This window comes from Arthrobacter rhamnosi, from assembly GCF_054510975.1.
The window spans coordinates 286,558-307,684 of the sequence record NZ_JBTNDN010000001.1 but is presented as its reverse complement, the minus strand read 5'-3'; the positions used below and the strand labels follow the sequence as shown (position 1 = coordinate 307,684).

At 70.3% G+C, this 21,127-nt stretch carries 20 protein-coding genes; 7 read left to right on the top strand and 13 right to left on the bottom strand.

Going from position 1 to position 21,127, the window contains the following annotated elements:
* Positions 1-26: 26 nt before the first annotated feature.
* The 3 genes from ACX80J_RS01345 to nirD all read right to left on the bottom strand — a co-directional run bounded on the left by ACX80J_RS01345 (position 27) and on the right by nirD (position 2,847).
* Positions 27-1,412 (bottom strand): MFS transporter, encoded by a 1,386-nt coding sequence (locus ACX80J_RS01345; RefSeq protein ID WP_459346936.1) that lies wholly within the window; start codon positions 1,410-1,412, stop codon positions 27-29.
* Between the two features lie 216 nt (positions 1,413-1,628).
* Positions 1,629-2,420: a sirohydrochlorin chelatase gene (locus tag ACX80J_RS01340; RefSeq protein ID WP_459346578.1), complete on the bottom strand. Its 792-nt coding sequence runs from the start codon at positions 2,418-2,420 to the stop codon at positions 1,629-1,631.
* 37 nt (positions 2,421-2,457) lie between these two features.
* A complete protein-coding gene (gene nirD, locus ACX80J_RS01335; protein ID WP_459346577.1) occupies positions 2,458-2,847 on the bottom strand; it encodes a nitrite reductase small subunit NirD in 390 nt (129 codons plus the stop codon).
* Between the two features lie 261 nt (positions 2,848-3,108).
* Between nirD and nirB the strand changes: the two genes are divergently transcribed.
* Genes nirB through ACX80J_RS01320 form a run of 3 tightly spaced genes read left to right on the top strand, consistent with a single transcriptional unit; the run spans position 3,109 to position 7,961 of the window.
* Positions 3,109-5,772: a nitrite reductase large subunit NirB gene (nirB, locus tag ACX80J_RS01330; protein ID WP_459346576.1), complete on the top strand. Its 2,664-nt coding sequence runs from the start codon at positions 3,109-3,111 to the stop codon at positions 5,770-5,772.
* Between the two features lie 3 nt (positions 5,773-5,775).
* Positions 5,776-6,843, top strand: coding sequence for a uroporphyrinogen-III C-methyltransferase (gene cobA, locus ACX80J_RS01325; RefSeq protein WP_459346575.1), 1,068 nt, complete (start codon positions 5,776-5,778; stop codon positions 6,841-6,843).
* On the top strand, positions 6,840-7,961 hold the full coding sequence (locus ACX80J_RS01320) for a uroporphyrinogen-III synthase (RefSeq protein ID WP_459346574.1): 1,122 nt from the start codon (positions 6,840-6,842) through the stop codon (positions 7,959-7,961). The genes cobA and ACX80J_RS01320 overlap by 4 nt, the downstream gene beginning before the upstream one ends.
* Before the next feature lie 65 nt (positions 7,962-8,026).
* On the opposite strand, the gene ACX80J_RS01315 is transcribed toward ACX80J_RS01320, so the two are convergent.
* The 3 genes from ACX80J_RS01315 to ACX80J_RS01305 form a co-directional block, all read right to left on the bottom strand.
* Positions 8,027-9,541, bottom strand: a complete 1,515-nt coding sequence (locus ACX80J_RS01315; RefSeq protein WP_459346573.1) for an FAD-dependent oxidoreductase — start codon at positions 9,539-9,541, stop codon at positions 8,027-8,029.
* Complete coding sequence (locus ACX80J_RS01310; RefSeq protein ID WP_459346935.1) at positions 9,538-11,634, bottom strand: molybdopterin oxidoreductase family protein; 2,097 nt, start codon at positions 11,632-11,634, stop codon at positions 9,538-9,540. The genes ACX80J_RS01315 and ACX80J_RS01310 overlap by 4 nt, the downstream gene beginning before the upstream one ends.
* Positions 11,635-11,697: 63 nt before the next feature.
* Entirely contained in the window at positions 11,698-13,107 is a 1,410-nt protein-coding gene (locus tag ACX80J_RS01305; protein ID WP_459346572.1) for an MFS transporter, read from the bottom strand.
* Positions 13,108-13,432: 325 nt separating this feature from the next.
* Here ACX80J_RS01305 and ACX80J_RS01300 point away from each other — a divergent pair, with 325 nt between their 5' ends.
* Positions 13,433-13,633, top strand: coding sequence for a hypothetical protein (locus ACX80J_RS01300; protein WP_459346571.1), 201 nt, complete (start codon positions 13,433-13,435; stop codon positions 13,631-13,633).
* Between the two features lie 72 nt (positions 13,634-13,705).
* Here the strand turns inward: ACX80J_RS01300 and ACX80J_RS01295 are convergent, their stop codons facing one another.
* The 6 genes from ACX80J_RS01295 to ACX80J_RS01270 all read right to left on the bottom strand — a co-directional run bounded on the left by ACX80J_RS01295 (position 13,706) and on the right by ACX80J_RS01270 (position 18,437).
* Positions 13,706-13,939: a hypothetical protein gene (locus ACX80J_RS01295; protein ID WP_459346570.1), complete on the bottom strand. Its 234-nt coding sequence runs from the start codon at positions 13,937-13,939 to the stop codon at positions 13,706-13,708.
* A gap of 164 nt (positions 13,940-14,103) precedes the next feature.
* Positions 14,104-14,946, bottom strand: coding sequence for an alpha/beta fold hydrolase (locus tag ACX80J_RS01290; protein WP_459346569.1), 843 nt, complete (start codon positions 14,944-14,946; stop codon positions 14,104-14,106).
* Complete coding sequence (locus ACX80J_RS01285; protein WP_459346568.1) at positions 14,943-15,833, bottom strand: diacylglycerol/lipid kinase family protein; 891 nt, start codon at positions 15,831-15,833, stop codon at positions 14,943-14,945. The genes ACX80J_RS01290 and ACX80J_RS01285 overlap by 4 nt, the downstream gene beginning before the upstream one ends.
* Before the next feature lie 130 nt (positions 15,834-15,963).
* Positions 15,964-16,422 (bottom strand): DUF4383 domain-containing protein, encoded by a 459-nt coding sequence (locus ACX80J_RS01280; RefSeq protein ID WP_459346567.1) that lies wholly within the window; start codon positions 16,420-16,422, stop codon positions 15,964-15,966.
* A 170-nt stretch (positions 16,423-16,592) separates the two neighbouring features.
* A complete protein-coding gene (locus tag ACX80J_RS01275) occupies positions 16,593-17,384 on the bottom strand; it encodes a ZIP family metal transporter (protein WP_459346566.1) in 792 nt (263 codons plus the stop codon).
* A gap of 54 nt (positions 17,385-17,438) precedes the next feature.
* On the bottom strand, positions 17,439-18,437 hold the full coding sequence (locus tag ACX80J_RS01270; protein WP_459346565.1) for a TIGR03885 family FMN-dependent LLM class oxidoreductase: 999 nt from the start codon (positions 18,435-18,437) through the stop codon (positions 17,439-17,441).
* 221 nt (positions 18,438-18,658) lie between these two features.
* Here ACX80J_RS01270 and ACX80J_RS01265 point away from each other — a divergent pair, with 221 nt between their 5' ends.
* Positions 18,659-18,811 carry a hypothetical protein gene (locus tag ACX80J_RS01265; protein ID WP_459346564.1) on the top strand — a complete coding sequence of 51 codons (153 nt, stop codon included), beginning with the start codon at positions 18,659-18,661 and terminating at the stop codon, positions 18,809-18,811.
* A gap of 22 nt (positions 18,812-18,833) precedes the next feature.
* Here ACX80J_RS01265 and ACX80J_RS01260 read toward each other — a convergent pair whose 3' ends face one another.
* On the bottom strand, positions 18,834-19,202 hold the full coding sequence (locus ACX80J_RS01260; RefSeq protein ID WP_459346563.1) for a hypothetical protein: 369 nt from the start codon (positions 19,200-19,202) through the stop codon (positions 18,834-18,836).
* 192 nt (positions 19,203-19,394) lie between these two features.
* On the opposite strand from ACX80J_RS01260, the gene ACX80J_RS01255 reads away from it, so the two are divergent.
* Positions 19,395-20,816, top strand: coding sequence for an amino acid permease (locus tag ACX80J_RS01255; protein ID WP_459346562.1), 1,422 nt, complete (start codon positions 19,395-19,397; stop codon positions 20,814-20,816).
* Between the two features lie 112 nt (positions 20,817-20,928).
* A complete protein-coding gene (locus ACX80J_RS01250; protein WP_459346561.1) occupies positions 20,929-21,048 on the top strand; it encodes a VOC family protein in 120 nt (39 codons plus the stop codon).
* Positions 21,049-21,127 lie beyond the last annotated feature (79 nt).

Below are 21,127 nucleotides of genomic sequence, written 5' to 3'. Positions count from 1 at the left end.
GGTGCGGGGCACAGGCCCCGAGGGCCCTATTGACCTGAGGACGCTGCGTCGGTCTTGGCAGGCCCCTGCGGGGTCTTGCTTGTCGCGGGCATTGCGACGACGGCGACGACGGTGAGAAGTGCACCGATCAGAACCGCCAGGAACACCGCGGTGGAGGCCGAGACGATGGTGTGCGCATCCGTATCGCCGCCCGGGGTGCCGGCGTAGATCGAATTGGCCACGGCCCCGAAGACGGCGACACCGATCGAACTCCCGATCGATCGTGCGAAGAGATTCGTGCCGGTGACCACGCCGCGCTCGTTCCACTCGACGCTCGACTGGGCGGCGATGAGGCTCGGGGTCGCCACCAGGCCGAGGCCGAGTCCGACGATGAAACAACTCGCCGCCACCAGCAGGATGCTGGGTGAGGACGCGGTGAGGGCGAGAACGGCTGTACCGATGACCGTGACGGTCACGCCGATCAGGGCGGTCCTGCGGAATCCGATCCGGAGATAGAACCGGCCCGATTGGGAGGCGCTGATCGGCCAGCCGAGGGTCAGTGCCGCCAGGGCGAGTCCAGCCAGGATCGGAGAGGTCTCGAGGGCTCCTTCGAGGAAGGTGGGCACGTAGGAGGTGAGGCCGAGCATGACCGCTCCGACACCGAAGGAAATCATCGCGGTGGTCGCCAGCAACCGGCGGGACACCACCCACGGCGGCAGGACCGGCTCCGAGGTTTTCCTCTCGACGAGGACGAACGCGGCGAACAGGAGTGCCCCGGCTGCGAAGACGGCGATGCCGATGAAAGAGTTCCAGGCCCACGCCTGGCCGCCCTGGAGGGCCCCCAGAATGATCAGGGTGAGTGAGACCGTCAGCAGTCCCGCCCCGAGATAGTCCACACGGTGCTTCGTGCGCTCAATATCCTCGTGGAACGTCCGAAGCAGCATCCACCCCGCCAGCAGGCACAGTGGAATGTTCACGAGGAAGATCCCACGCCAGATACCCAGTGAGGAGAAGACACCCCCGAGTGTCGGACCCACCACCGAGGAGACGGCCCACACGCTGGCGAGATACCCCTGCACCTTCGCCCGCTCGGTCAGCGTATAGATATCGCCTGCGATGGTGATCGCCACCGGCTGCACTGCGCCTGCGCCGAGACCCTGCAGCACACGGAACGCGATCAGGGCAGGCATGCTCCAGGCCACGCCGCAGAGGATCGAGCCGAGCAGGAAGAGACCGATACCGCTGAGAATGATCGGTTTGCGCCCTACGACGTCCGAGAGTTTCGCGTAGACGGGCACCGAGACGGCCTGTGCCAGGAGGTAGGCGGAGAACAGCCAGGGGAAGGACGTGAAGCCACCGATGTCCTGCACGATCGACGGTACGGCCGTCGCAACGATCGTCGAATCGATCGCCACCAGACCCGTGGACAGCATCAGGGCGATGAGAATCGGTCCCCGTCGGGACCGGAAGCCGATTCCTTCGGTCGTCGCTGTTGTCACGTCGTCTCATTCCTGTTCTCGGCGGAGTGCTCTACGCGCACCTGACCGCTTCCGGCCCGAGTGCATAACTGCGCCACCGACGGAATTAGTCCCGCTCCTCCGCTGTACTGCTCCGCAGAGGGTCCGCGGGGCGCTACGGCCCGGGCGGCATCAGACGGGCTGGGCTGAACCACTCCGGACGCACGTCGACACCAGCGCGCGGCACGGCCGCGGGCAGGTTCCTTCCTGCCGGGGGAGTCCGAGACGCGCGACGGCGTCGTCGTACCGGCTCAGGGCGATCTCCGCGATGACGGGACTCGGCAGCAGGGGAGCGCTGACGACGTCGGCGCCCGCCTTCGCCAGCTGGTCGTGGAAGTACCCGGGAGCGAGCAGGTAGGAGGCGAGGGCGACAGGACGCGGCTCAGAACCCCCGCGATACGCCGCGACGGCCTCGGGGACGGACGGCGAGGCCTTCGACCCGAAGCCCGGCTGCACCGGGCCCGTCTGGAGGTCCGCGAGGACCGCGAGAACCTCCGCGACGTCCTCGGCAGCGCAGGCGTCGGATGACCCGGCGGCCGCGAGGACCACGGCATCGCCGTCGGCCACTCCCGCCTCGACGAGGCGCTGCTGCAGGACGGTCGCGAGACGCGGATCCGGTCCCAGCGGAAGGGCGGACACCGTTCCCGGCCTGCTCGCAGCCACCCGCGCGATGTCCACCTTCACGTGGTAGCCGACGGACAGCAGCAGCGGGACGATGACGGCCGGACGGTCCGGCGGGAGCGACGCCACGACGTCCACCAGGTCGGGGACCTGCACGTCCACGTACGCCTCGAGGACATCGAGTCCCGGCCGCAGCGCGGAGATCCCGGCCCGCACGGTGTCGATCTCGCGGCGTCCCTGCACGTTGTCGGTACCGTGTGCACAGGCGATGAGGACGGGGGCGGTGCTGGAAGGCTCGGTCATGGCAGCCATTGAAGCACTGACGGAGGGACTTGCGCGCTCAGGCGGCACCGCGGGCTTCGGCCCCGGAGGCTTCGGCCACACCCACTTCGACCACGCCGTCCACGCATCGCACCGGGTACGCCCGGAGTCCCTGCCCACCCGACAGGCAGGCGCCGGTGGCGAGGTCGTAGACCTCCTTGTGCAGCGGTGAGGCGATGGTCGGCACTGCACCGCGCGAGCCGACGATGCCCCGGGCCATGACGGCCGCCTGCGTCCGGGGGTCGATGTTGCCGACGGCGTGGACCCGGTTCCCCGGGAGCCGGAACAGGGCGATCTGCTCCCCGCCGACGAGCGCGGCCTCACCCCAGCACTCCTCGAGGTCGTCGAGGCGGCAGACCGCCACCCAGGCCGAGACGGCGGTGGGGCGCTGGAGTACGAGTTCGGTCATGGCGTTCTCCTGCTGATGTGGGGTGCTGATGCGGGGTGCTGATGGCGAGGGGGCCGGTGCGTTGAGCACAACGCTAGGCCGGGGACGTGTCGCCCAGGTCCCGGGGCTGTTGCGCCCGGGTAACTTGCACCTCACCGGCCCTGCGCCCGCCCGTGAGCGCGAAGTTAACTTTGCGATACATCCGCGACACACAGGAGTAATTGCCCCTCCGTACGGTGGAACCAGACGCGGGACCACCCCGGCCCGGATGGAAGGCACACCATGAGCGAGAACCGATCATCACGGCCCTCCGGGGACGTCCCCGCAGTGCCGGAACGGCGCATCGTCGTCGTGGGCGGGGGACCTGCAGCACACCGGTTCGTCGAAGCCCTCTGGCGGCGCGGCACCGACGGCCTCTCCGTCACCGTGCTCACCGAGGAAGCGTACGCACCCTATGACCGCGTGGCGCTGAGCAGCGCGCTGACCGGCGACGTGGACCTCAGCCTCGGCGAACAGCTCATGTGGCGCGAACCCGCCATCCGGCTCGTCACCGGTGAGCGGGCAGTCCGGCTCGACCTCGCGGCGCGGTGCGTCGTGGGAGCCTCCGGAGAGAAGTACGCCTACGACGACGTGGTCCTCGCCACCGGATCGGACGCCGTACGGCTGCCCCTGCCGGGCGGCGAGCACGCGGCGGTGTACCGCACTCTCGATGACGTCCAGTGGCTGCGCACGGAGACCGCCCGCCTCGCCGCCGGCCTCGGCCGGCCCCCGCGCGCCGTCGTCATCGGCGGCGGGCTCCTCGGCCTCGAGGCGGCCGGAGGGCTTCAGCAGCTCGGCGCCGAGTCGACCGTGGTCAACCGGGCCGGCTGGCTCATGAACGCACAGCTCGACCAGGGCGGGGGACAGGCACTCGGGCGCCTCATCGAGGCGAAGGGCCTGGGCATCCACTGCGGCGGTGCGCCGACCTCCATCGAGACGGACGACGGCGGGCGGGTCACCGGCGTCGCGCTGAGCGACGGGTCCGTGCTCCCCGCCGACCTCGTGGTGTTCGCCGTGGGCATCCGGCCGCGCGACGAACTCGCGAGGGAGGCCGGGCTCGAGGTGGCGCCCCGCGGCGGCGTCGTCATCAGCGCAGCCTGCGAGACCGCCCTGCCGGGTGTGTGGGCGATCGGCGAGGTGGCGAGCTACGAGGGCGTCAGCATGGGCCTGGTGGCGCCGGCGAACGCCATGGCCGAGGTCTGCGCGGACGGTATCCTCGGGGGCCTGTCCTCCTTCCCCGGCTTCGACACCGCGACCAAGCTCAAGCTCTCCGGCGTCGAGGTCGCGAGCTTCGGTGACGCGCTCGCGGAGACTCCGGGCAGCCTCGAGATCGTCTACGCCGACCCGGCGAGGGGCCTGTACCAGAAGCTCGTGGTCACGGACGATGCCCGGACGCTGCTCGGCGGCATCTTCGTCGGTGACGCCGCGCCCTACTCGGCACTCCGGCCCCTGCTGGGCCGCGAGCTGCCCGCCGAGCCCGGGGCCTACCTGTCCTCCGCCGGTGGCGGCGAGGCTCCGCAGTCCGACCTGCCCGACGACGTCATCCTCTGCTCCTGCAACAACGTCACCGCCGGCGCGTGCCGCTCAGCGGTACACGGGACGGGGGACGGGGAGCCGGCGCTCGACATGCCGTCGCTCAAGGCGTGCTCGCGTGCCGGAACGCAGTGCGGCTCGTGCGTGCCGATGCTCAAGAAGCTGCTCGACAGCGAGCTCACGAAGGCCGGGCGCACCGTCTCGAAGGGCATCTGTGAGCACTTCGCGATGTCGCGGCCCGAACTGTTCGAGGCCATCCAGGCCCTGGACCTCGCCTCCTTCCACGACATCATCCGCCGCTTCGGAGCATCGGAGGAGGCGAAGGCCGGGCAGGGCTGCGACATCTGCAAGCCCGCCATCGGCTCCATCCTGGCCACGCAGCGCGGGGAGTACGTGCTCGACGGCGGCCGCGGCACGCTGCAGGACACGAACGACCGCGCGCTGGCCAACATGCAGCGCAACGGCACCTACTCGGTGGTGCCGCGCATCCCGGGCGGGGAGATCACGCCGCAGAAGCTCGCCGTCATCGCGCAGGTGGCCGAGCAGTTCGGCCTGTACGTGAAGCTCACCGGGGCCCTGCGGATCGACCTCTTCGGCGCACGGCTGGAACAGCTCCCGGAGATCTGGAAGATCCTCGTGGAGGCGGGCTTCGAATCCGGCCAGGCCTACGGCAAGGCCCTGCGGAACGTGAAGTCGTGCGTCGGGTCCACCTGGTGCCGCTTCGGCGTGCAGGACTCGGTGGCCATGGCGATCGACCTCGAACTGCGCTACCGCGGGCTGCGCGCCCCCCACAAGTTCAAGATGGGCGTCTCCGGGTGCGCCCGGGAGTGCGCCGAGGCGCGGGGGAAGGACGTCGGCGTCATCGCCACCGACCAGGGCTGGAACCTCTACGTGGGCGGCAACGGCGGCTTCCAGCCCGCTCACGCACAGCTCCTCGCCCAGGACCTCGACGGCGAGACGCTCATCCGCTACATCGACCGGTACCTCATGTACTACATCCGCACCGCCGACCGCATGCAGCGGACGGCCCGCTGGATGGACGACCTCGACGGCGGCCTCGACCACGTGCGCGACGTCGTCATCCATGACTCCCTCGGCATCGCCGAGGACCTCGAGGCAGCGATGGCCCGCCATGTGGAGCACTACGAGGACGAGTGGGCGGCAACGCTCAAGGACCCCGACCGGCTCCGCCGCTTCCGGTCCTTCGTCAACGCCCCGGACGCCGCGGACCAGTCGATCGTCCTCGTCGAGGAGCGCGGCCAGCGCCGGCCGGCCACCCCCGCCGAGATCGAGGCGCAGGCCCGGCGCACGAACCTCGGAGCGGCGGTCCCCGTCCGCACCGCAGCAGGAACCGCACCAGGAACCGAGGGCTGAACCATGCAACTCGAGATCGATCTGGCCGGAAGCCGCGTGGTGGTCCTCGGGGCCGAGCGGGCCTCGCGCAGGGTGGTGGCCCGGTACAGGGCCGCAGGGGCCGACGTCGACCGGCGGGAGACCGCGGAGGCCTGCACGGACGCGGTGCTCGCCGGCGCCGCGCTCGTGGTCGTGGTGGGCGACGTGGTGGGAGACGCGGTGGGCGACGCCCCGGAAGGCGCGCACCCGGACGATGCCGTGGACGCCCTGCGCGCCCGGTGCCGCCGCAGCGGCGCACTCTTCGTGCGGGAGGCAGCTGCGCAGGGGGGTGGCACCGTGACCCTCGTCGGTGGCGGGCCGGGCGCCCTCGGACTCCTGACCCTCGACGCGGCCGCGGCGCTCCGCGAGGCCGACGTCGTCCTGTACGACAGGCTCGCCCCCACGGATGCGCTCGCGGAGCTCGCCCCGGCCGCGGACCTCGTGGACGTCGGGAAGCTGCCGGGCCACCACCGCGTGCCGCAGGCCGGCATCAACGATCTCCTGGTCCGGTACGCGCTCGACGGCTCCTCCGTGGTCCGCCTCAAGGGCGGCGATCCCTTCGTCTTCGGGCGGGGGAGCGAGGAGCTCGCGGCATGCCTCGCGGCCCGGGTGCCGTGCCGCGTGGTGCCGGGTGTCAGCTCGGCGATCTCCGTCCCCGCGGCCGCCGGCATCCCGGTCACCCACCGGGGCGTCAGCCACCTGTTCACGGTGGTATCCGGTCACGCGCCCCTGAGCGACGAGGAGCACGAGCACCTGGCCGGCCTCGGCGGCACCATCGTGGTCCTGATGGGCGTCTCCACGCTTCCGCAGCTCGTCGCCGGTCTCGGCCGCGCCGGGATGCGCCCGGACATGCCGGTCGCCGTCGTCGAGCGCGGGTACAGCGCGTCCCAGCGCACGACGGCGGGCACCCTCGCCACGATCGTCACGGCGGCGGGTGCCGCGCGGTGCCAGTCCCCGGCCGTGCTCGTGATCGGGGAGGTGGTGCGTGTGGGCCTCGACCTGCAGGGCGGTGCCGCGCACCTCGCCCGCCTGACCGAATCGCTGGCGTCATGACCGAGGCGATCCGCCTGGACGGGTCGGCAGGGCAGCTGGCCGGCTTCCGCATCGGTGTGACGTCGGACCGCCGCTCGGGGGACCTGATCGACGCCCTCGAGCGGCGCGGCGCCTCGGTGTTCCACGCACCGGCCCTGAAGATCGCGCCCATCGCCGAGGACGTGGAGCTGCTCTCGGACACCGCTGCCATGGTGGCGGCGCGCCCGGACCTCTTCATCATCACGACCGCCTACGGCATGCGCCGCTGGTTCGAGGCGGCGGACGCCGCCGGGCTCGGCGACGACCTGCTGGACGTCCTGGGGAACGGCCGTATCTACGTGCGCGGGCCGAAGGCCCGGGGAGCGGTGCGCGCGGCAGGGCTCGACGACGTCGGCATCAGTTCCGACGAGACGACGGCGACGCTGGTCGACGAGCTGCTGCAGCAGGACCTCTCAGGCCTCACCATCGGCGTGCAGCTGCATGCCTACGCCGACGCGCACCAGCTGGCCCGGCTCCGTGCGGCGGATGCGACCCTGCTCACCGTCACGCCGTACCGCTGGATCAAGCCCGAGGGCTCCGAGCGGCTGCCGAGGCTGATCGAGGCCGTCTGCGCCGGGCAGCTGGACTGCGTCACCTTCACGAGCGCCCCCGCCGTGGACGCGCTGTTCAACACGGCCGCCGAGCAGGGCCTGCAGGAGGAACTGATCCAGCGGTTCCGCCGGAGCGTCCTCGCGGCCGCCGTCGGGCCGGTCACCGCCCAGCCCCTGCTCGACGCCGGCATCGAGCCCATCGTGCCCGACCGCTACCGCATGGGCGCCCTGATCCGCCTCGTCTGCGACCACCTCGCCGAACACCACGTCGAGCAGCTCCGGACCCGCTCCGGCTACGTGGAGGTACGGGGCAGGTCCGTCCGGGTGGACGAGGTCCAGGTGGAGCTGGCACCCGCGCAGCTCGTGCTGTTCAAGGCGCTGCTGTCGGCGCGCGGTGCCGTCCTCAGCCGTGACGCGCTGACGCGCCTCCTCGCACACACCGGGGCCGGCCATGCCCTCGACATGAACGTGAACCGGCTGCGGAAGTCCCTGCCGGACCCCGGCCTGGTCGAGACCGTGGTCAAGCGCGGGTACCGCCTGCACGTGTAGGGTCCAACCGCTCCGCCGCGTCCACCCGGTGACGATGCCCGTCATGATGCCCGTCACGATGCCCGTCATGATGCCACGGCGAAGTGCTGCTCGATGACGGCCCGGATATCGTCGTGGCAGCCTCCGCAGCCGGTTCCGGCCCGCGTGCCCACCGAGACGTCCTGCACCGTGGCGCAACCCGAGTGGACGGACTCCTGCACCGTGCCCCGCGTGATCCCCGCACACCGGCACAGGGTCGCGTCGGGTCCGGGAGGCCGCACCGCGCTCGCGCCCTCGATGCTGTCCAGCCGCAGGAGGCTGGAGCGATCGGCGGGCAGTTCGCTGCCGCGTTCGAAGAGCAGCACCAGTTCCGCGCCGGTCCGTGGCATGCCCACGCACACGAGGCCCGTCAGGACGCCGTCGCGCGTGACCATCTTCGCGTAGCGGCCGTGCCCCGGGTCCGACCAGACGGCCACGGCGAGGCCCGGTTCCACGGTCCACGGGTCGGCGTCCGTCTCACCCGCGGTCACGGCGTCGACCCCACGGGCCTTGAGGACCAGGACGGCGTCCCGCCGGTCGGGCAGGCCGACGGCGGGCGCGGGGACCCCGGACAGTTCCGCTGCGAACGCCCGGCCGAGCTGGTCCGCCTGCTGCCAGCCCGGGCCGATCAGCCCCTGCGGAGTGGTGACACCGATGCATGCCGGGCAGGATCCGTCCCAGCAGCGCACCTCGGCGCAGTCACCGATCGCCCAGATGTCCCGGGTGTCGAGCGCGCGGAGTTCGTGGTCCACGAGGATCCCGGCGGCAGTAGGGAGATCGCAGCCGTCGGCGAGTTCGGTACGCGGCCTCACGCCGCAGGCGAGCACCAGGGCGCCCCCGTCCACCTGAGTGCCGCCCTCGAGAGTGAGACCCGAGAAGCGCCCGTCCGTGAGGGTGATGCCTGTGGACGTGCCGGCCACCACGGTGATGCCGGCCCTGGTCAGGGCCGCGGCCAGGACCCGTGAGCCCTCCCCGAGGAACCGCTCCATGGGAGCCCTGCCGTTGTGCACGAGCGTGACGCGCCCTCCTTCCTCGGCGGCGGCGAGGGCTGCCTCGATGCCGAGGATGCCTCCGCCCAGCACCACGATGCGCTGCCGCACGGCCAGGGCCGCCGACACGGCGCGCGCATCGGAGAGATCCCGGAGGAAGCTCACGCCCGGCGGGAGGGGGAACTCGTCGTGGAGCCCCTCGAGCCGCGGCAGGAGAGGGCGTGACCCGGTCGCGAGGACCAGGCGGTCGTAGCCGAGAGCCTGTCCGTCGTCGAGCAGGACCCGCCGGAAGGGCCGGTCCACCCTCGTAGCGCGGGCGCCCAGCCGGACGTCCACACCCACGGCGATCAGCGCCGCCGCATCGGCGAGCCGGATGGCGGACTCCCGCGTGCGGCCCACGGCGACGTCGGCGACGAGCACCCGGTTGTAGGCGGCGTCCTGCTCCTGGCCGATCACCGTCAGCGCCACGCGTCCGGCGGCGACGAGCGGCTCGAGGTGCTCGATGAGCCGCGCGGCGACGGGCCCGAAGCCCACGACGACGATCCGTTCCGGAACAGGTGCGGCGTTGCTCATGCGATGGCCTCCAGCTGGTCGGTGAATGCACGGGCGGACAGGGACGCGACCCGGACCGGTGTCGTCTTGAACTCGGGCATGCCCGAGACCGGATCCGTGGCGCTTCCCGTGAGCCGGTTGGCGCTCTCCGCCTCCGCGTAGTGGAAGGCGAGGAAGACGGTGTCCTGGCGGATGTCGGTGGTGAGGTCCGCCAGCGCCCGGGCGTCACCGTGGGCGCTGGTGACGACGACGGGGTCGTCCTGCGCGATGCCGAGGTCCTGGGCGGTGGCGGGATGGAGCTGCAGGCGTGCCACCGGCTGGGCGGCGAGCAGTCCGGGGACCCGCCGGGTCTGCGTCCCGGACTGGTAGTGCTCGAGCAGCCGGCCCGTGGCGAGCAGGAGCGGGGTAGGGACCCGCCCGTCGAGGGCGGCCGGCCGTGGAGCCACCGGCACCAGCGCGGCGCGTCCGGTCGGATGGGCGAACGCGTCGAGGAACAGGCGTGGAGTGCCGGTGCTCCCCGCAGGGTAGGGCCAGTACGCGGCCGCTCCGCCGTCGAGCACGCCGTAGTCGAGCCCGGAGTAGTCGGCGATCCCGCCGGCGCTGGCGCGGGCGAGTTCATCGAACATCGTCGCCGGGTCGTCGCTGAAGAGAGACGGAGCCTCGAGCAGCCGGGCGAGCTCCTGCATCAGCCACAGCTCGCTGCGGGCGCCGGCGGGAGGGGTAGCGGCTGCGCGTCGGCGCAGGACCCGGCCCTCGAGGTTCGTCACCGTGCCCTCCTCCTCGGCCCACTGGAGGACGGGCAGCACGATGTCGGCCAGTGCTGCGGTCTCGGACAGGAAGAAGTCCGAGACGACGAGGAGGTCGAGCGACCGGAGTCCGTCGATCACCGCCGAGGCATTCGGTGCCGAGACCGCGATGTTGGCGCCGTGCACGAAGAGGCATCGGGTGCCGTCCGGCCGGCCGAGGGAGGCGAGGAGTTCGACGGCGGGCAGTCCCGGCCCGGGGATGGCGTCCTCGGGTACCCCCCAGACGGCGGCGACGTGCGCGCGGGCCGCAGGGTCGGTGATCTTCCGGTAGCCGGGCAGCTGGTCCGCCTTCTGGCCGTGTTCCCGGCCGCCCTGCCCGTTGCCCTGGCCCGTCAGTGTCCCGTAGCCGCTGTGGGGCGTACCGGGCAGGCCGAGGAGGAGCGCGAGGTTGATCGCCGCGGTGGTCGTGTCGGTGCCGTCCGCATGCTGTTCGATGCCCCTCCCGGTGAGGATGTAGGCACCAGGACCGCCCTGCGCTCCGCTGTGCGCTCCCTGCGCCAGGAGCCGCGCCGTCGCCCGGATGGCGGCGGCAGGGACGCCCGTGATGCCCTGCACGCGCTCCGGCCACCAGCGGGCCAGCCCGCGCGCGACGTCGTCGTACCCGCTGGTGCGCGCCGAGAGGTAGCGGCGGTCCTCGAGGCCTTCGGCGACCACCACGTGCGCGAGGCCGAGGAGGAGTGCGAGGTCCGTGCCGGGCGTGGGCTGGAGGTGGACGCCTCTGCCCTGATCGGTCAGGCGGGCGGTCGCGGAGCGGCGGGGGTCCACGACGATCAGGCCCGCGGCGGCCTGCGCCCCCCGGAGGTGCTGGACGAACGGCGGCATGGTGTCCGCGGTGTTCGAGCCGAGGAGCAGGACCACGGACGCGGCGTCGAGGTCCTCCAGGGGGAAGGGGAGGCCGCGGTCGACGCCGAACGCGCGGTTCCCGCCCGCTGCCGCCGATGACATGCAGAACCGGCCGTTGTAGTCGATACGGGACGTGCGCAGTGCGAGCCGGGCGAACTTGCCCAGCGTGTACGCCTTCTCGTTGGTGAGTCCGCCGCCGCCGAACACCGCGACGGAGTCCCGGCCGGACTCCGCCTGGATGCTGCGGACCCGGTCCGCGATCAGGTGCAGGACGGCATCCCACTCCGCTTCCCGCAGCACGCCGTCGGTGCCGCGGACCAGGGGTGCGGTGAGCCGGTCCGGGTGGCTGAGCAGGTCCGCGGCGGACCAGCCCTTCCGGCACAACCCGCCGCGGTTGGTGGGGAACTCCCGGCCGGTGACCGTCACGCCGTCGTTCCTGCCGGGGCGGCTCGCCGTGACGGTCATGGCGCACTGGAGGGCGCAGTAGGGGCAGTGCGTCGGCTGCCCGGTCCCGGCCTGCTCCACCGGTCAGACCTTGCCGAGCGTCGAGGAGCGGCGGAGGTAGAAGAACCAGGTGACGGCGAGCATCAGGACGTAGCTGCAGACGAACCCGTAGAACGCGCCCTCGTAGCTGCCGGAGGCGCCCTTCGAGGCGTTGAGGACCTGCGGGATGAGGAAGCCGCCGTAGGCGCCGACCGCCGAGATGAGGCCGAGGGCCGCCGCCGACTTGCGGGCCGTGCTGATGGATTCGCGCAGCTCCGCCGATCCTGCGGCGGCGCCGCGCCGGGCGAAGATCACCGGGATCATCCGGTAGGTGGCGCCGTTTCCCGATCCCGCGGCGGCGAAGAGCACGAGGAACAGACCGAGGAAGAGCCAGAAGTTGGCCAGCGGGAGTGTCCAGACGACGGCGAGGGCGACGGCCGCCATGACGGCGAACGCCCCGACGGTGATGAGTGCTCCGCCGAACCGGTCCGCGAGGCGCCCGCCGAAGGGCCGGGCGAGGGAACCCACCAGGGGGCCGAGGAACGCCAGGCCCAGTGTGACGGGGCCCATGGCGATCGTGGAGAAGGTGGGGAAGGTATCGGCGATCAGCTTCGGGAAGACACCGGCGAAGCCGATGAAGGACCCGAAGGTGCCGATGTAGAGCAGCGCCATGATCCAGAGGTGCGGTTCGCGGACCGCGGCCAGGGAACCGGCGAGGTCGCTCTTGGCGCTGGACAGGTTGTGCATGTACTTCCATGCGCCGAACGCGGCGACGAGGATCAGGGGCACCCAGAGCAGGCCGGCGAGCGGGAGATTCAGGGTGGCCGCGGCGCCGAGCACGACGGCGACCGGGACCACGAGCTGGGCGACGGCCGCACCGAGGTTGCCGCCCGCGGCATTCAGGCCCAGGGCCCAGCCCTTCTCACGGGCGGGGTAGAAGAAGGTGATGTTCGCCATGGAGCTGGCGAAGTTGCCGCCGCCGAACCCGGCGAGCGCCGCGACGGCGAGCATCACGCCGAACGGGGTCTCCGGGTTCGAGACGCAGAGCGCGAGTCCGATCGTCGGGATCAGGAGCAGGAGGGCCGAGATGATGGTCCAGTTCCTGCCGCCGAACCTCGGCACCATGAAGGTGTAGGGGATGCGGAGGGTGGCCCCGACGAGGGACGGCATGGAGATCAGCCAGAAGATCTGCGACGTCGAGAAGGTGAACCCTGCCGCGGGCAGGTACACGACGACGATCGACCAGAGCTGCCAGACCACGAAGCCGAGGAATTCGCAGGCGATGGACCACTGGAGGTTCCGCTTGGCGATGGACTTGCCGACGCTGTTCCACTGCGCGGTGTCCTCGGCGTCCCAGTTGTCGATCCAGCGGCCGCTGCGATGCCCCAGCGGTGGCGCGCTCGCCGGAGCCGCCGGCGCGGCGGCCAGGGGCGTTGATGCTTCGTCAATGCTCACGGAGTCCTCCAGGGGATGGGTGGTCCTGCTTTCCCCTGACGCTAGTGAGCGCGCATTTCCGGTCCTTGCGTGCTGCGTAAACGCTCCGTGACGTTCACCTATCCGAGGCCCCGGACCGTTGTGAGATCTTCGGCGGAACCGGCTCCCCGCGGATCGTCGTCGAGGCGCACCGTCCGCTCAAGATTGGTTCAAGCTTCACGGACCGAGCACCCCGCGGCCGGCGGGCGGTCTCCGGTATGCCTACAATCAGTGGCGGCGCTCCCGTTCCTGCCACTGCGGATGCCCGGCACGGAGCTTTTGTCGACCCAGCGGGAAATGGATGGTTATGAACAGCAGGATCGCGCCCCACGAGGCGTTCCCCGACGTCGGCTCCCTACCGACGGAGCAGGTCGAGGTGTTGAACAGCAAGGTCCACCGTGAATTGGACTTCGAGTACGCGACCGACGGGGAAGCGCACGCCGAGACCGAATTCCGGCTCGAGGAAGTCAACGAGGAACTCGACCTGCGGGACATGCTCGAGACCTGATACCCGCGCGCCGCTTCAGGTCGACATGGCAGGTCAGCCCGTCGGATCGGCCGGTCGGATCGGCCGGTCGGATCAGGTGATCGATGAGGCCGGGCTCGCCTGAGGGCTGTGCCGCTCCAGCACGTCCAGCGCCGCCAGGGGTGACAGGTCGGCGATGGCAGCGACCGCGGCCAGGGACTCGCCGTTGCTGATGGCCGATGCCACTGCGCTCTGGAGTTCCTCCGGCGGGTCGATACCGGACAGCTCATCGTGTGAAGCAGCGGTGTCCTTCCGTGCCGCAGCCACCACCCGATCAAGGTCTTTCAAGCTCACAGGCTCCTCCTAGCACGCGTCCCGGTGGTCCTAAGTGTGCACGAGCGGACCCTGGCGCACGGCGGTCGCGGGCGCAGGCGACAACACTTGCCACTGCGGCCGCGCCATGGTTCCGGCGTTGCAGGTCCGGGCGGGTGGAACCGGTCATCGCCCGCTCATCACTCGAGGAGCGGTGCCCTCATCGGTGTCGCCGGTCCTGCCGGCCGGGGGAGAGCGGCGACGAACTGCAGGATCTCCCGGGCCACGGGCGTAGCAGCACCCCGATGCACGGCGTGGGGTTGGCCGGGTATCTCCACTACCGTGCCCCGCGGGGCTGTGCGACCGAGCCGACGGCACCAGGCACGGCCCGCGATCGGATCGAGCGATCCCCGGAGGATCAGGACCGGCTGGTCCACCCGGACGAGTCGGTCATCGAGACGGTAGCCGAGCATCACGGGCAGTTCCTCCAGGTACCAGCGGATGCCGCACCGGAGGTACGCTCCGGCGACCAGCGCAGTGGTGGAGGGCTTTTCCAGGAGGGTGTCCAGTGCGAGGGTCATGGCGTTGCGGACGGCGGAGGGATGAGCCGTGTCCGTCACCGGACCAATGAGGACGACCAGAGCGACGAGGTCGGGGCGCTGCAGCGCCAGCTCCGTGACGAACTGCGCACCCATCGAGTGCCCCACGAGGACGCAGGCGGAAAGCCGTGCCTCCTCGAGGGCCTGCCCGATGAGGTGCGCGTAGTCCGCCACGCCGAGCGGCCTCGACGGTCGGGGAGTGCCGCCGAAACCGGGGAGGTCGAAGACCGCGACCTCACCGTGGTCGAGCAACTCGGCCCGTAGCCGGTCGAAGTAGCGGTGTGACATCCCGATGCCGTGGACCAGCACGAACACCGGTCCCGGCCCGCTCCCTGTCCTGCTCGACCGGTGCAACCGGTACTCCGCGACCTCGACCCCGGCCGCGCCCCTGCTCGCCGCGCGTCCTCCCGCACGGGGCGGCAGGGCGGATGGACGAACGGTCACCCGAGGGTCGACAGGGCTCGTGGAACGCTCTCGATGGTGATGGAGGTGGCGGCTTCCACCGATTTCACTTCTCCGTCGATCTGGTACGGCATGGGCTTGAGCGTCGAGAACCGGTACTGGGAATAGCTGGGCTGGTCGCCCAGCCCCTTCGTGGCTGCGCGCACGGCGGTCAGCAGGATGCGCCACTTGGCCGCATGCGGGAAGATGATCACCTCGAACTGGCCGTCGGTGGGTTGCTCGTCGGCTTCGCTCAGCGTCGCGTACTTTGCCATCTGCGAGATGTTCGCGAAGATCAGGCTGTCGAACTTCCGGCGTCGTCCATCGGTCTGGCGGATTTCGAAGGGCTGGAACTTGCGGAAGGTGCGAGCGACGGAGAACATCTCCTTGAGGGCGCCTTTGCTCCCTTTCTCCAGGTCGATCGCCATGACCGGGGTCAGCCCGAAGCCGATGTAGGAGTGGGCGTGGACCGGTTGTGACCCAGGTACGTCCATGCTCAGGCGCAGTACGTCGATCCTGCGCACGTGGCCCTCGATGATCGCCTCGGCCAGCGGCTTGCGTCCCGTCACCCGGCGGTGGTCGTTCGCATTGCCGGCGGCGAGGACCGCGCATACGACGTCCTCCCTACCACCGGCCATCACACCGTTGACGACCTCGTTGTATCCGCCGTCCCCACTGACCGACACGACCAGGGCATTGGGTGCCGAGGCCGCCTCGCGCGCGAGCTCGATAGCGTGGCCGGCGTGCTCGGTGGGCTGCAGTCTCACCTCCGACTCCGGCAGTGCCGGGACCAGTTCGTCCCGGAGTTCAGCGGCGAGCTTCGGAGCGTCCCCCGTGCTGTTCGGGTTGAAGATGATCGTGATGGTATCGAACCGGCGCGGTGCAGTCATAGACAAACCGTATAGTAAGCCGCCTTCGTTCCCCGTCCGGCCCTTCCCGGACACGGATAAGGCTCCGGAATCTATACTCCGGAGCCTTATCCCTGCGCTTGCGCGCCATACCCTGGTGATTCAGGGCTGGTCAGGCATGCGTTGCCTTGCGGTCGCTGCGACGGGTGAGGAGCAGCGCCAGGGCGACCATGCCCACGCCCAGCAGGAAGTGGAGCCAGTTGTCCGCACCGTTGAGGGGTACGAAGTTGCCGGCCGAGTTCTGGTCGATGACCAGGCCGTAGATCCAGAGGACGAGGTAGATGATCCCCCCGTACAGCAGGTAGGACCGCGCTCCGCTGACGGTGCGGGCCATGGCGATGCCGGCAGCACCGAAGAGCAGGTGCACGATGTTGTGCAGGACCGAGATCTGGAACAGGCCGAGGAGCAGGGCGCCGGACTCGTGCCCGGCGAAGCTGAGCTGGTCGTACTGGCTGGTGATACCCGGGACGAAGCCGAGGAGGCCGACGAGCAGGAAGACTGCGCCGACGGCGAGGGCCGCTTTCTGGACGTTGGTGCGGGTGCCCGCTCGGGGCGTACTTGCTGTAGTCATGATTGTTCTCCCAGTTGAGTGAGTGGTGCATGCGGCGGCTGCTGGTGGTTGTTCGGGCAGCAGACGTCGAAGGATGGGTGAGACCAGGTGCAGCGGCCATCCGTCCTGATCCGACGACGGCCGTCACCCCCATACTAGTAAGCTTGCTTCGTTTTTGCGCGCGACGCGCTTCAGGAGAGGGAGAGGACGAAGGAGAGAACGAATCCGGCGGCCGTGCTGAGGGCTACTGCCGGCCCCCCGTGTTCGTAGGCTTCAGGCATGAGGGTGTCCGCCAGCGAGGCGATGACCGCGCCGGCGGCGAACGCCAGGGGCAGCGAGATGGTCTCCGGGTCGGCGCCCGAGAGTGGTCCGGCGCCGACGACGACGGCGACGACCAGTAACACCGCGCAGATGCCCCAGAGGCCGAGGATCGTCCGAGGAGACCTGCCCTGGCTGCGCATCGAGGACGCTCCCACGAGTGCTTCGGGCAGGTTGGAGACGAAGATCGCGGCCAGGAGAGCCAGCCCGCCCGTGCCTCCGCCGAGTGCGACGCCCAGGGCGATGTTCTCGGGGACGCCGTCGAGGGTGACCGCGGCGAGCAGGGCCAGGCCCGCCGCACCCCGGGTGGACGCCGCCGTGGGGGAGCGGTCGGAGGCAGCGGCATCGGTGTCGAGCTTGGCGCTGCCCTCGTACTCGTCCGCCGGGACCGATCGGTCACCCTGCTGGGCCCAGCGGTCGAGGAACGCGCTCAGGGCCGTGAAGACCACGGCGCCCGCGAGCAGTCCGACCGCGGCGCGCCAGATGCCCCCTTGCTCGAAGGCGTCCTCGAAGAGTTCGAAGGTCAGGGCCGTGATCAGGGATCCTGCGGCGAAGGACAGGAGGATCGCCAGGACGCGCTTGGGCAGTTCGAAACGCAGACCGATGAAGGCACCCACCACGAGGGCGCTGGAAGCAATCACGCCGAACAGCAATGACGTTGCCATGCCGCAAGTATAGGAAGGCAGCCGGAGGGCCGATAGGGGAGCCGGCGGCCGGCATCAGGAACCGGGTGCGACGACCTCCGGCGTGTGTCGCGAGGTGACGTCCAGTTGTGGCAGGACCTGCTCCGCCATCGTCGCGAGGAAGAACTCCTGCTCCTTGCCGACGTTGTGCAGGTAGATCTGGTCCGCCCCCTGCTCCGAGATCGCCGCGAGGAGGTCGACGAGTTGACCGGGATCGTCGGTGACGAAGACGGACTCGGCCACGGCGGCGGGGGTGACGTGCTCGGCGGCCTGGTCGTAGTGCTCGGCGGTCTCGAGGTCCCAGCACAGGGGTGGTGGGAAGACATTCGTCCGCCATTGGTCGTGGGCGATGGACAGCGCCTCCTCGCGGCCGGGTGCCACGCTCACCTGGGTCTGGATGACGACGTCGCCGCGGCCCCCGGCGTCCCGGTAGGCGCCGATGACTTTTCGCAGCTCGTCCATCGGCTGCAGGATGGTCGCGAGTCCGTCCGCCCATGAGGCCACCCAGGCGGCGGTTTCCCGGGTGACTGCCGCTCCGATGAGGGGCGGCGGGGTGTCGGGCAGCGACCATACTCTCGCCCGGTCGACCGTGACCAGGCCCTGGTGGCTGACCTCCTCCCCTGCCAGGAGCGCCCGGATGATGTCGATGCACTCTGCGAGGCGCGCCTTGCGTTCCGGTTTCGAAGGCCACCTCTGCCCCGTGACATGCTCGTTCATCGCTTCCCCGCTGCCGAGCGCCGCCCAGAACCTGCCGGGATACATCAGCTCCAGGGTGGCGATCGCCTGGGCGGTGATGACCGGGTGGTATCTCTGGCCCGGCGCGGTCACGACGCCCAGCGAGAGCGACGTGGCCTCGAGTGCGGACCCCAGCCACGTCCAGGCGAAACCCGACTCGCCCTGGCGCTCACTCCACGGGCTCAGATGATCCGAGCACATCGCGGCGGTGAAGCCGGCCTCCTCTGCCTTCTTCACATTGTCGAGGAGTTGCCGGGGTCCGAGTTGTTCATGCGAACAGTGGAAGCCGAGCTCTGTCACGGAAGGTACCTCTTTCCTGGTCTGACCGGGCGGGTGTCGTCATTCCAGCTTCCGCAGGTCCGCACCCGAGGACAAGGGCGCAGCCGGTTCCGCTCCCGGGGGAGGACCTGCTATGGGCCACCGCCGGTCGTGGGGACGCCCGGTTGCGCGGCAGTGGCCCGCCGTCGGACAGCAGCACCGCATCGGGAGCCAGCACATCCATCAGGGCCTGAAGATCTCCGGTGACCAGCGCGTCCAGGAACGCCGTGAGGGCCACGGTGGTGCTTTCGGCGCCCATCGCCGTGCGGTCGACGGCGGAGAGCAACGTCCGGGCGCGGACGGCGATCTGCCGGACCGCCGCCGCATTCCTGCCGACCGCCTCGGCGATGGCCTGATAGGGCAACCCGAAGACATGGTCTACTGCGTCGGAGCCGGCACCGCGGTCCGCCGCGATGCCGCCGCGTGCTGTGCCGACTTGAGTTCGAAGAACTCGCACAGCGCTGCCGCTTCGGTCAGCTCCTCCGCAAGGTCGCGCAGTTTCCCTGCGCTCATCGTGAGGTCCCGCTCGCGGGGTCCGAAGTTGACTTCCCACGTCGGGTCACCAGGAGCGACGGGGTGAAGGTAGACGTCCGACGGCAGATCGGTCATCCGCATCACGACCAGTCCCGTATCTGCACCTGCTCCGCCGTCGTGCCGGAGTACCTCGATGACGCTCGTCGACGTCGCGCCGGTCGCCGTGAATTCACGTACCCACCGCTGAAGTAGGTCCTTACTGCGATAGGGCACGACGAAACTCCTTGAGATGGTATGAGGACAGTCTACGAGGGCCCGGCCATGCGAGCCCCATCGGCGCCGCCCGGCTCCTGGATCGTTTTTCCATCCCCGTGACCGGCGGTTTAGGGTGGAACGTCCTGTCACCCGCAGCACCGCGGATTCCGCTGCAGCCGGTCCGACCACCCTCCGAAGAACGGCCCTTCCATGCCCGCTGACCACCAGCTGTCGAAATCCCTGAAACCGCGGCACCTGTCCATGATCGCCATTGCCGGCGTGATCGGCGCCGGACTCTTCGTCGGATCCGGTGCCGCGATCCAGCAGGCAGGTCCGGGGATCCTGGTCGCCTACCTGGCCGCAGGACTGGTGGTCATCCTCGTCATGCGCATGCTCGGCGAGATGGCAGCAGCCAACCCGGAGACCGGTTCCTTCTCCACGTACGCGGACAAGGCGCTGGGTCGCTGGGCGGGGTTCAGCATCGGCTGGCTCTACGCCTGGTTCTGGATCATCGTCCTCGGCATCGAGGCCACGGCCGGCGCCGCCATCATGCACCGCTGGGTGCCGGGCATCGACCAGTGGGTCTGGGCGCTGCTCCTGATGGTCCTCCTCACCCTCACCAACCTCGGTTCCGTGAAGTCCTTCGGGGAGTTCGAGTTCTGGTTCGCGTCCATCAAGGTCACCGCCATCGTGCTGTTCCTGCTGTTCGGCCTCGCGGCGATCCTGGGACTCGTCCCCGGAGTTCCTGCCCCTGGCCTGGACAATCTGGTCGGCAACGGCGGCTTCATGCCCAATGGGCCGGGCGCGGTGCTGGCAGGCATCCTGGTGGTCGTCTTCTCCTTCTTCGGCGCCGAGATCGCGACGATCGCGGCCGGTGAATCGGAGAACCCCGTCGACGCGGTCAAGAAGGCCGTGAAATCCACCGTCTGGCGCATCCTGGTCTTCTACATCGGGTCCATCGCCATCGTGGTCACCCTGCTGCCGTGGAACTCCGCCTCCGTCGCCAAGAGCCCCTACGTCGCCGTGATCGAGCTCTTCGGAATCCCCGGGGCCGGCACCATCATGGACATCGTCGTGCTGACCTCCGTGCTGTCCTGCCTCAACTCCGGCCTCTACACGGCCAGCCGCATGCTGTTCTCGCTCTCCCACCGCGGCGACGCCCCGGGCGCCTGGATGCGCATCTCCGAGCGGGGCGTCCCCGCGGCGGCCGTGCTGGCCTCCACGGTCGTCGGCTTCATCACCGTCGGCCTCAACTACATCGCCCCGGACACCGTCTTCCTCTTCCTGGTCAACACCTCGGGAGCCATCGCCCTGTTCGTGTGGCTGGTGATCGCCGCCTCCCAGCTGATCTTGCGGCGCAGGATGGGTGCGTCCGCCCAGCACCTCCCGTTGAAGATGTGGCTGTTCCCGTACCTGACCTGGGTCGCCATCGTCAGCATCGTCGCCCTGCTGGTCGGCATGCTCGTCCTGGATTCGACCCGGGAGTCCCTCCTGCTCTCGCTGGCACTGGCCGCCGTCGTCGTCGGGATCGGCCTCTGGCGCTACCGCTCGCGCGGCGAGGGGACCCCGCGCGAGTCCGACGCCGGTGGGTCCGCCCGGACTGTGCCCGCGGAAGCCCGCCGCGGCGCCTGACGGGGACTGCGGCGGGAGCGCCCGGCTTCCCTCCGCGGCACCGGGGCGCTGGTCCCGCTACCTAGAGTGATGCCATGAGTCTCGAACGGGACAGGCGGTCGTCGACGCGGCGTTGGGCGCTCGTACCGTCGACATCGGCAAAGGTTCGCAGCCCTGGACCGTGCTCGCGGACCCGGAAGGCAGCGAATTCTGCGTCCTGGGACCCAGGGAGGAGGCCGGTGCCGGATGCTAGGTCCTGACCGGCTCCTGCTTCGTGCCGGAGTAGGGAACAAGCATGGAGGGCCTGCGTGCCTGAGCGGTGCAGCGCTGCA

Bases quoted from the DNA above. Each gene is read 5' to 3' on its own strand.
- ACX80J_RS01340 (WP_459346578.1), bottom strand. From the start codon at position 2,420: ATGACCGAGCCTTCCAGCACCGCCCCCGTCCTCATCGCCTGTGCACAC.
- ACX80J_RS01345 (WP_459346936.1), bottom strand. From the start codon at position 1,412: ATGCTGTCCACGGGTCTGGTGGCGATCGATTCGACGATCGTTGCGACG.
- ACX80J_RS01285 (WP_459346568.1), bottom strand. From the start codon at position 15,833: ATGACTGCACCGCGCCGGTTCGATACCATCACGATCATCTTCAACCCG.
- ACX80J_RS01280 (WP_459346567.1), bottom strand. From the start codon at position 16,422: ATGACTACAGCAAGTACGCCCCGAGCGGGCACCCGCACCAACGTCCAG.
- ACX80J_RS01315 (WP_459346573.1), bottom strand. From the start codon at position 9,541: ATGAGCAACGCCGCACCTGTTCCGGAACGGATCGTCGTCGTGGGCTTC.
- ACX80J_RS01275 (WP_459346566.1), bottom strand. From the start codon at position 17,384: ATGGCAACGTCATTGCTGTTCGGCGTGATTGCTTCCAGCGCCCTCGTG.
- nirB (WP_459346576.1), top strand. From the start codon at position 3,109: ATGAGCGAGAACCGATCATCACGGCCCTCCGGGGACGTCCCCGCAGTG.
- cobA (WP_459346575.1), top strand. From the start codon at position 5,776: ATGCAACTCGAGATCGATCTGGCCGGAAGCCGCGTGGTGGTCCTCGGG.
- ACX80J_RS01300 (WP_459346571.1), top strand. From the start codon at position 13,433: ATGAACAGCAGGATCGCGCCCCACGAGGCGTTCCCCGACGTCGGCTCC.
- ACX80J_RS01320 (WP_459346574.1), top strand. From the start codon at position 6,840: ATGACCGAGGCGATCCGCCTGGACGGGTCGGCAGGGCAGCTGGCCGGC.
- ACX80J_RS01255 (WP_459346562.1), top strand. From the start codon at position 19,395: ATGCCCGCTGACCACCAGCTGTCGAAATCCCTGAAACCGCGGCACCTG.
- nirD (WP_459346577.1), bottom strand. From the start codon at position 2,847: ATGACCGAACTCGTACTCCAGCGCCCCACCGCCGTCTCGGCCTGGGTG.
- ACX80J_RS01310 (WP_459346935.1), bottom strand. From the start codon at position 11,634: ATGACCGTCACGGCGAGCCGCCCCGGCAGGAACGACGGCGTGACGGTC.